Below are 9662 nucleotides of genomic sequence, written 5' to 3'. Positions count from 1 at the left end.
ACGCGCGTGGGGCGCATGGCGGCACCGCTGTGCGGTGCGCTTCCGCCGGACGAACGGCGGGCGCCCGGCTCAGCCCTTGACCGTGAACTCGCCCACGAGCAGGACCTCGTCGCGCGAGGACGGGCCGACGAGCAGCTCGAACGCACCGGGCTCCACGACGCGACGCCCCTGGGCGTCGACGAGCGTGCAGTCCGCCACGGCGACCGCGAGGTCGACCACGCGGGACTCGCCCGGTGCCACCTCGACCTGCCGGTAGGCCTTGAGCTCCTTCTCGGCCCACGTGACCGACGTGACCGTGTCACGGACGTAGACCTGCACGGTCTCGCGCGCGGGCCGCGAGCCCGTGTTGCTCACCGTGACCTGTGCCCGGACGGTGTCGTCGGGTCCGACCACGGTGTCGAGGACCGTGAGGTCCGCGTACTCGACCGTGGTGTAGCTCAGGCCCTCGCCGAACGCGAAGGGCGGACGCTGCGTGAGGTCGGCGTAGCGGGTGCCGTGCTGGCCGGGGAGCTGGTTGTAGAAGACCGGGAGCTGTCCCACGTGCTCGGCGAACGAGAGCGGCAGGCGCCCCGACGGCTCGATCAGGCCCAGGACGAGCTCGGCGACCGCGCGCCCACCGCGCATGCCGGGGTTCGCGGCCCACACGATCGCCGCGGCGTCGCGCGCCGAGGGCGGCAGGACGAGCGGCTTGGAGGCCACGACCACGACGACGAGCGGCGTGCCGGTCTCCGCGAGCGCGTCGAGCAGGGCGACCTGGGCGCCCACGAGGTCGAGCGTCGCGGTCGAGCGGCCCTCGCCGACCAGCTCGATGCGGTCCCCGACCACCGCGACGACGTAGTCCGCGTCGCGTGCCGCCGCGACGGCCTCCGCGATCGTCGCCGCGTCGGTCTCGGCGGGCTGGACCACCTGGGGGCGCGGTTGCCCGTCGGGGAAGAGCTCGCCCTCGGGGTCGGGGACGAGGGTGAGGATGTCGGCGCCGCGTGCGTGCGTGACCTCCCAGCCTGCGGGGACGTGCTCCCGGAAGCCGTCGAGGACGGTCTGGGTCATCTCGCGCGGGTGGCCGTCGGGCAGCCAGTCGACCTGGCCGGACGCCCCGGCCCAGTCGCCCTGCTGGGTGTGCGGGTCGTCGGCGTTGGGTCCGACGACCGCGATCCGCCGGGTCTGGGCGCCGGCACCCGCGGCGAGCGCACGACCGTCCGGGCCCGCGACGAGACCGCCGTCGAGGGGGAGCGTCCCGTCGTTCGTGAGCAGCACGAGCGAGCGGCGGGCGACCTCGAGGTTGAGGTCGGCGTGCTCGGCGGACCCGACGACCAGCGCCTGGCGCTCCGGGTCGGGGCGCCGGGGGTTCTCGAACAGGCCGAGCTCGAGCTTGAGGGTGAGGATGCGGGCGACCGCGGCGTCGAGCTGGGCCTCGTCGAGCAGTCCCTGGCGGACGGCCTCCTGGGCGCCCTCGAAGAACTGGGGCGTGGTCATGACCATGTCGTTCCCGGCCCGCACCGCGGCCGCGGCCGCGTGCGTGTGGTCGGGCTGGATGTGCTGCTCCCAGACCATGCGGCCCACGTTGTCCCAGTCCGTGACGAGGGTTCCGGTGTAGCCCCACTCGCCGCGCAGGACGTCGCTCAGCAGCCACTCGTTGACCGTGATCGGCACGCCGTCCATCGACTGGTAGCCCAGCATGAAGGACCGGCAGCCCTCTCGGGCGACCCGCTCGAACGGCGGGAGGAACCACGAGCGGAGCTTGCGGCGGGAGATGTCGGCCTCGCTCGCGTCGCGTCCACCCTGGGTCTCGGAGTAGCCGGCGAAGTGCTTGGCGGTCGCGAGGATCGCGGTCGGGTCGTCGAGCCCGTCGCCCTGGTAGCCGCGGACCATCGCGGACGCGAGCTCGCCGATGAGGAACGGGTCCTCGCCGAACGTCTCGCTCACACGGCCCCAGCGCAGGTCGCGCGTGATGCACAGCACGGGGGAGAAGGTCCAGTGGATGCCCGTGGCCGCGACCTCGACCGCGGTGGCCCGGGCGACGCGCTCGAGGAGCTCGGGGCTCCAGGTCGCGGCCATGCCGAGCTGGGTCGGGTAGATCGTCGCGCCGTGCCAGAACGAGTGCCCGTGGATGCAGTCCTCGGCGATGAGCAGCGGGATCTGCAGGCGGGTGCTTGCGGTGAGCTCGTGCGCGAGGAGGGCGTTCTCGGGGGAGGTGTGCAGGATCGATCCGACGTGCACCTCGTTCACGAGCCGCTCGACGCCGTCGGCAGCGTTGAGCTGCATCATCTGCCCGACCTTCTCGGGGAGCGTCATGCGCCCGACGAGGTCGGCGACGCGCTCGGGAACGGGCCGCGAGGGGTCCTGGTAGGGCAGACGGTCGGACATGTGCGGTGTCCCTTCGGAGACGGCGACGGTGACGTGGACGGAGCTGTCGAATCGATCCGAGGAGACGGTTCGTCGGACGCTTCGAGAAAACCATACACTGCTAGGTAATTGTCATGAGGACCGGGGAGGGCAGCGAGGGTGAGTCGTGCGCGCCGGCCTGCGGCCCGCCCGGGGTCAGGGGCGCGGAAGCCCCAGCACGTCGTACAGCAGCGTGCTCAGGGGCCCGTCGAGGCTGGCCTCGTCGTCGACCATCCACTGCAGCTGCGCGCCGTCGGCCGTCGCGATGATCAGGCGCGCGATCGCGTCCGGATCCAGGTGGGACGGGAGCTCGCCGGCCTCCTGCCGCTCGACGACGTCGGCGCTCAGCGTCGCCCGCAGCCCCGCATAGCGGTGGGCCAGGACCTCGTGGGCCGGGTGCTCGCGGTCGCGCGCCGCGGCCGTCAGGGACACGAAGAGCTCGACGAGCCCCGGGCGCTCGGCGTTGCCGCGGACGTTCTCCGTGAGCGTGCGCGGCGCGTCGTGGTAGATGGGCCGGCCCGTCTGGTCGCGGCGGACGATCACCTGGGCCAGCAGGTCCTCGCGCGAGTCGAAGTAGTGCATGACCCCCGCGACGGTCAGGCCGCACCGCGCCGCGATGGTCCGCAGGCTCGTGCCGCGGTAGCCCTCGTCGGCGAATACCTCGAGCGCGACGTCGAGGATCTCCTCGCGCTTGAGCCGTCCCTTTGCGTACACACCATCCCTCGCCACCCGACGATCCTATGCGGGACGAGCGCTGCCGACCGGTAGCGTCGGACGACCACCGAACGACCAGGAGAAGACGATGACGACCGAGCAGTACCGCACCGTCCGGGCGCGGATGAACACGGGCGAGCCCTACGTGGACTACGGCGAGGGCCTCGAGCAGCTCGAGGCCGAGCGGGTCGCCGGCAAGGAGCTCGCGTACGACTTCAACCACACGCGCCCGAGCCAGGTCGAGGAGCGCGGGCGGATCCTGCGCGAGCTGTTCGGGACCCTGGGCGAGGGGGTCTGGGTCGAGCCGCCGCTCAGCGTGTCCTACGGCTCGCACGTCCACGTGGGGAACCACGTCTACGTCAACTTCAACCTGGTGCTCGTCGACGACGCCGACATCCACATCGGCGACCGCGTCATGTTCGCCCCCAACGTCACCGTGAGCACCGCCGGCCACCCGGTCGACCCCGAGGCGCGCCGCGACGGGACCCAGTTCTCGCTGCCCGTGCGCATCGAGGACGACGTCTGGATCGGCTCGAACGTCGTCGTCCTGCCCGGGGTCACGATCGGTGCGGGCTCCGTCGTCGGGGCGGGCAGCGTCGTGACGCGTGACGTCCCGCCGCGCGTGGTCGCGGTCGGCTCGCCGTGCCGGGTGCTCCGTCCGGTCGACGAGAAGGACCGCGCCGCGGTCGCCGCGGGGCTGCCGGTCGACGGCGCCTGAGGGATCGCGCTCGAGCGCGAGGGGCCCGACGGCGTCGGGCCCCTCGCGTCCACCGCGCCCCGGCAGCCCGTCCGCGGCGCGGTCGCGGCCTGGCCGCGGCGGGTCAGGCCCGGCCGACGCGGCGCGTGTCGAGGACCTGGGAGGCGAGCACCACGACCAGCCCCGCCACCGGGACCACCAGGAGCCCTGCCCGGAGCGAGGCGTGGTCGGCGACGAGACCGACGAGCGGCGGCGAGAGCAGGAAGCCGATCCGCATGAGCCAGCTCACGACCGCCAGCCCTGTCCCCGGGCGCAGCCCGGGCAGCTCGTCGGCCCCGTGCATGGCGGCGGGGACCAGTGTCGCGATGCCGAGGCCCGCCGCGGCGAACCCGGCGATCGTGCCGGGCACGGTCGGGAAGGCCAGGGCCAGCCCCATGCCGAGCGCGACCAGGGCGCCACCCGAGCGGGCCACGGCACGCTGCCCGAACCGGTCGACCACGCGGTCTCCGACCAGGCGGCCGACGAACTGGGCGCCGGTCAGTGCGACGAAGCCGAACGCGGCGAGCGAGAGCGGGGCGCCCAGCGACTGCGAGAGGTAGACGGCCGCCCAGGTGCTGCCCGAGTCCTCCACGACCGATCCTGCCGCGGCGATGAGGACCAGGGCCGCGAGCGTGCCGACCCGCACCAGCAGGCCCGGGACGCGCGAGGGGTGCTCGGGCTCGACCGCCCCCGCGGCGCCGTGGGCGGTAGCGCCCTCGCCCGCACCTGCCGCGGTGCGGTCGCCGTCCTCGGGGCCGGGCAGCAGGAAGCGATAGCACGAGAGGGCGACGATCGCGAAGACGAGGGCCGAGAGGCCCAGGTGCAGCCCGCGCGACATGCCGATCGCGACGGCCCCGGCCCCCATGAGCCCACCCGTGACCGCGCCGATGCTCCACACCGCGTGGAACGAGTTGAGGATCGACCGGCCGTAGCGACGCTGGACCCGCAGGCCGTGGGCGTTCTGGGCGACGTCGGTGATCGCGTCCATGGCCCCTGCGAGCAGGAGCCCGACCGCGAGCATGGTCCAGGTCGAGGACAGGCCCGCGGCCAGGACGCCCGTACCGGTCAGGACGGTGCCGGCCACCGCGACCCGCGACGAGCGCAGCCGCCGGATCAGGACCCCTGCCGCGAGACCCGCGACGAGCGCCCCCGTGGGGAAGGCCGCGATCGCGAGCCCGTACTGCGCGTTGCTCAGCCCGAGCTCGGCCTTGATCGCGGGTACTCGGGGAAGAGGTTGGCGAAGATCGCGCCGTTCGTGAAGAACAGGGTCGCGACGGCGACGCGGGCCCGTCGGAGGTCGCGGGGGGCCGCGCCGGCTCGGGCCGTGCGGGGGCGTGGTGGTGCCACGGTGGGGTCGGTCATGAGTGGGTGCTCTCTCGGGGTCGTGGGTCGGGCGAGGTGTCGGGGGCGGTGCGTGGCGACGCCTCGCGCGGAGGGTGTCGGCGTCAGGTACCGAGGACGTCGACCCCCGCCTGGCGGAGCCCGGCGACCGCGTCGGCAGGGGCCTCGGGATCGGTCACGAGGACGTCGAAGTCGGTCAGGGGGCACACGACCGCGAGCGCCGTGCGGGAGAACTTCGCGGCCTCCCCGACGAGGATCGTGCGGCGGGCGCTGGCCATCGCGGCACGCTTGGTCGCCGCCTCGACGTCGTCGTACGCGGTGACCCCGTCGACGACGGACAGGCCGCAACAGCTGATGATCGCGGTGTCGACGCGCAGCGAGCGCAGCGAGGCCTCGGTCAGGGGACCGACGAGCGACCCCTCCCCGAACCGGGACGTGCCCCCGGGGACCTTGAGGGTGGTCGAGGCGCTCGCGGAGAGGACGTGAGCCGCGGGGATCGACAGGGGCACGACCGTCAGGCGGCGCCCGACGAGCGCGCGGGCGATCGCGAGTCCCGTGGTCCCGCTGTCGACGATCACGGCCTCGCCGTCGCTGAGCAGGTCGGCGACCGTCCGTGCGATCTGTTCCTTGGCCGAGGTCGACTCGATCTCGCGCAGCGCGAACGGCAGCTCCTCGCCGCGCAGGAGCAGGCTGACGGCGCCTCCGTGCACGCGCCGCAGCGCTCCGGCGGCCGCGAGGGTGTCGAGGTCGCGGCGGACCGTGACCTCGGAGGTGTCGAGCTCGAGGGCCAGGTCGGCGACGTCCACGCGCTCGGTCTCACGGAGCCGTTGGACGATCCGCTGCTGTCTGGTGGTGGCGCTGTCCATCGCTCAAACGTACACAGCGAAGTTACGAATCTAAATGACGGCTGTTCGTTTGAGGGGATCGTTCGTACCCGCCGACGGCTCGGCGAGACGAGTGAGGTCTGCGGCGCCCGCCCGACGACGTCGCTCGCCCCCGGGGGCTCGACGCACCCTCCCTGGCGCGAGGTCCGTGCGCACTAGAGTGGGGCGGGTGTCCTCGTCGGTCCCGCGCCCCCGCGCCCTCGTCCTCGGGCCGGTGCTCGTCGAAGGTCGGGACGGGACGCTCGTCTCCCCGTCCAGCGCGCGTGCCCGTGCGCTCGTCGTCGCGCTCGTGCTCGCGCACGGCCGCACGGTGAGCACCGCAGCGCTCATCGACGACCTGTGGCCGGACACCCAGCCCACGGACCCCCGTGCCGCCCTCCAGAGCCTCGTCTCCCGGACGCGCTCGACTCTCGCCGAGGGGCTGCTCACGTCCGCCCCCGGTGGCTACTCGTCGCTCGCCGCGAGCGACCTCGGCGCCGCACGGGACCTGACGCGCGCAGCAGCCGAGGCGCTCGCGGCGGGGGACCCCCGCAGGTCCGCCGGGTCGGCACGCGCGGCGCTCGGGCTGTGGCGCGGCGAGCCGGGCGACGACCTGCTCGACCTGGCGGGTACCGGGATCGGCGAGGACCTCGTCGCGACGGCCGGACGCCTCCGGGCCGAGGCCGAGCAGGCCTTGCTCGACGCGCTCCTCGCCGCGGGTGACCACCACGCCGCGGTCGGTTGGGCCGAGCGCGCCGTCGAGCGCGCTCCGCTCGACGAGGACGCCCACCTCGCGCTCCTGCGGGCCTACGCGGGTGCCGGCCGACCGGCCGACGCACTGCGTGCCTTCGGGGCTCTGCGGACCCGGCTCGCGACCGAGCTCGGAACCGACCCGCGCGCCGACCTGGTCGCGCTCAACACGCGGATCCTGCAGGCGCCCGAGAGCGAGGCCGTGCCCACCGCCCGCCCGGCGCGGCGAGGCGCCGCGCTCGGGCTGCGGGCAGCACCCAACGCCCTGGTCGGACGAGAGGACGACGTCGCCGCGGTCCTCGACCTCCTGGGACGGTCCCGGCTCGTGACCGTGCTCGGTCCGGGAGGTATGGGCAAGACACGCGTGGTGCAGGAGGTCGCGCGCCGGTCCGTCGAGACGACGCCGCTCGTCGCGGTCGTCGAGCTCGCGAGCGTGCGCACCGGCGAGGACATCGGCCTCGCCCTCACCTCTGCGCTGGGCGTGCGCGACGTGACACGCAGCCCGCGCCTCGGCGACCAGGTCGCCCGGACCGAGGTGCACGAGCTCCTGGCCGACCGGCTCGGCGAGGTCGACACCCTCCTCGTGCTGGACAACTGCGAGCACGTCGTCGAGGCGGCCGCCCGGTGGGCGGCCGAGCTGATCGCCGTCGTCCCGGGGCTGAGGATCCTCACGACCAGCAGGTCCCCGCTCCTCGTCGGCGGGGAGCAGGTCTTCCCGCTCGACCCCTTGGCCACGACGTCACCCCCCGCCGCCCAGGACACCCAGGACGAGGCGACCCGCACGGACCCGGGACCGGCGGTCGAGCTCTTCCGCGAGCGCGCGCTGGCGGCCCGTCCCGGCGCCGACCTGCCGACAGACGTCCTGGAGCGGCTCTGCGCGCGGCTCGACGGGCTGCCGCTCGCGATCGAGCTCGCCGCGGCGCGGGTCCGCTCCCTGTCGGTCCAGGAGATCGAACGACGGCTCGACGCGCGCTTCGCCCTGCTCACGACCGGCGACCGCAGCGCCCCCGAGCGGCACCGGACCCTGCACGCCGTGATCGACTGGAGCTGGAACCTCCTGACCGCTGCGCAGCAGGCGCTGCTCCGACGCCTGTCGCTGCTGCCCGACGGGTTCGGGGTGCAGACCGCCCAGGCGGCCTCCGGCGTCGGGCTCGACGACGTCGAGGCGCTCGTCAACCAGTCGCTCCTGACCGTGACCGACGAGCCCCTGTCCCACACCGCCCGCTACCGCATGCTCGAGACCGTGCGCGAGTTCGGTGCCCTCGCGCTCGACGAGGCGGGCGAGCGCGAGATCGCCCAGGAAGCCACCTATCGCTGGGCCGTCGACCTCTCACGACGCGAGGTCGCGCGGCTCGAAGGACCGACGCAGGTCGCCGCGATGCTCACGCTGCGCCTCGAGCAGGAGAACCTCCTGCACGTGCTGCGGACGGCGCTCGCGGAGGACCGGGCCGACGTGGTCCTGCCCGTCTTCCACGCGCTCGGTCTGCACTGGAGCCTGCGCGGGGCGCACACCGAGGTCGTCGCTCTCGCACGCGACGTGCTCGGGGTCGTGGAGGGCTGGCAGGGCAGGCGCGTCCGCGGGGTCCACGACGAGCCTGACGACCAGCTCACGCAGGAGGCGGGGATCGTGCTGTTCCTGCTCACGGCATCGACCCCCAACGGCGACCCGGCGACGGGCGTGCGTGCCGCCGCGCGACTGGGTCGCCTGCACCGGGACGCCGACATCGGCCCGCGGGCGGCTGCGCTCACCGACCTCCTGACCGACGCCGGCGACCCCTTGGGCATGGGGCCGCGACTGGCCGCGCTCCATCACTCCGGCGACCCGTTCGTCGCCCTCGTCGCGCACCTGCTCAGCGCTCAGCTCGCGGAGAACCACGGGCGGCTGGGCGTCGCGATCGAACAGGTCACGCACGCGTACGCTCTCGCGACCCAGGGGCAGGACACGTGGGGAGCCGCGACGTCGGCGCTCTTCCTCGCCCAGCTCGCGAGCGAGCAGGGCGACGCTCCCCGCGCCCTCGAGTGGGCCGCCCGGGCCCGTGAGGGACTCGGTCGGCTGCACGCCGACGAGGACCTGCGTCAGCTCGACTGGCTCGAGGCGACGAACCTCGTCCACGTCGGGCGCGCCGCCGAGGCCGAGCTGGTCTTCACCTCGCTCGTCGAGACCGACGACGACCCGGTGCCGTCCGGGCTGGGCGGCACCGCGCACGAGCTGCGCTCGATCGGGCACGCGGGGCTCGCCGAGGTCGCCCTGACGCGCGGCGACCACGAGCTCGCGCTGCGCGAGCTCGAGCTCGCCAACGCGGTCTTCGGGGGCAGGGTCTCCCGTCGCTCACCCTGGTACACCATGTTCGCCGCCGGCTGGCTCTCGACCATGGTCCTGCCCGCTCCCGAGAGCGACGGGCCGTGGGAACCCGACCCGGTGCCGTCCCCCGAGGCTGAGCGCCTCGCGCGCGAGCTGCGCGTGCGCATGATCGCCTCCTACCGGGCGTCCTCGGCCTTCGTGGACTACCCGGTCCTGGGCACGGCCGCGATCGCGCTCGGCGCCTACCTGTGGGCCGCGCCGGGCCTGGGCCGCGTCGACGACGGGCTCGCGCTGCTCCACCTGGCCCACCGGATGGGGGCCCGGCAGGAGGTGCCCGCGCTGCGCACGGCCCCGCACGACGCCTGGGCGCGCGCCCTGCACGGCGACGCCCGGGTCGACGAGGTGCGCGACGCCGTCGGGCAGCTGCCGTACGAGGACCTCCCGGCCCGGACGCTCGAGATCCTCCGCGCGGGTCCCTGGACGCGGCCCGCAGAGCCCCCGAGCCCCGGCGCCTGACCACCCCGGGGAGCAGGCACGACGACGGGCGGTACCCCCGGCGTTCACCAGGGGTACC

7 protein-coding genes are annotated in these 9662 nt (G+C 74.4%); 2 read left to right on the top strand and 5 right to left on the bottom strand.

Annotation, left to right across the window (positions count from 1 at the left end):
- Positions 1 to 69: 69 nt before the first annotated feature.
- Entirely contained in the window at positions 70 to 2364 is a 2295-nt protein-coding gene (locus H9641_RS18635; protein ID WP_191805902.1) for an exo-beta-d-1,3/1,6-glucosidase, read from the bottom strand.
- Positions 2365 to 2538: 174 nt separating this feature from the next.
- Entirely contained in the window at positions 2539 to 3111 is a 573-nt protein-coding gene (locus tag H9641_RS18630) for a TetR/AcrR family transcriptional regulator (RefSeq protein WP_191805901.1), read from the bottom strand.
- 73 nt (positions 3112 to 3184) lie between these two features.
- Here H9641_RS18630 and H9641_RS18625 point away from each other — a divergent pair, with 73 nt between their 5' ends.
- Positions 3185 to 3814 carry a sugar O-acetyltransferase gene (locus tag H9641_RS18625; protein ID WP_191805900.1) on the top strand — a complete coding sequence of 210 codons (630 nt, stop codon included), beginning with the start codon at positions 3185 to 3187 and terminating at the stop codon, positions 3812 to 3814.
- Positions 3815 to 3917: 103 nt separating this feature from the next.
- On the opposite strand, the gene H9641_RS18620 is transcribed toward H9641_RS18625, so the two are convergent.
- The 3 genes from H9641_RS18620 to H9641_RS18615 form a co-directional block, all read right to left on the bottom strand.
- A complete protein-coding gene (locus H9641_RS18620; RefSeq protein WP_318244692.1) occupies positions 3918 to 5000 on the bottom strand; it encodes an MFS transporter in 1083 nt (360 codons plus the stop codon).
- A 23-nt stretch (positions 5001 to 5023) separates the two neighbouring features.
- Positions 5024 to 5194 carry a hypothetical protein gene (locus H9641_RS20840; protein WP_318244689.1) on the bottom strand — a complete coding sequence of 57 codons (171 nt, stop codon included), beginning with the start codon at positions 5192 to 5194 and terminating at the stop codon, positions 5024 to 5026.
- An 83-nt stretch (positions 5195 to 5277) separates the two neighbouring features.
- Positions 5278 to 6039 (bottom strand): DeoR/GlpR family DNA-binding transcription regulator, encoded by a 762-nt coding sequence (locus tag H9641_RS18615; protein WP_191805899.1) that lies wholly within the window; start codon positions 6037 to 6039, stop codon positions 5278 to 5280.
- Between the two features lie 187 nt (positions 6040 to 6226).
- Here H9641_RS18615 and H9641_RS18610 point away from each other — a divergent pair, with 187 nt between their 5' ends.
- A complete protein-coding gene (locus H9641_RS18610; protein ID WP_191805898.1) occupies positions 6227 to 9604 on the top strand; it encodes a BTAD domain-containing putative transcriptional regulator in 3378 nt (1125 codons plus the stop codon).
- Positions 9605 to 9662 lie beyond the last annotated feature (58 nt).

Origin of the sequence: Oerskovia merdavium (assembly GCF_014836755.1) — a bacterium.
GTDB classification, from domain to species: domain Bacteria; phylum Actinomycetota; class Actinomycetes; order Actinomycetales; family Cellulomonadaceae; genus Oerskovia; species Oerskovia merdavium.
Note: the sequence above shows the minus strand (reverse complement) of the source record. Positions and strands in the feature narration are given on the sequence as shown.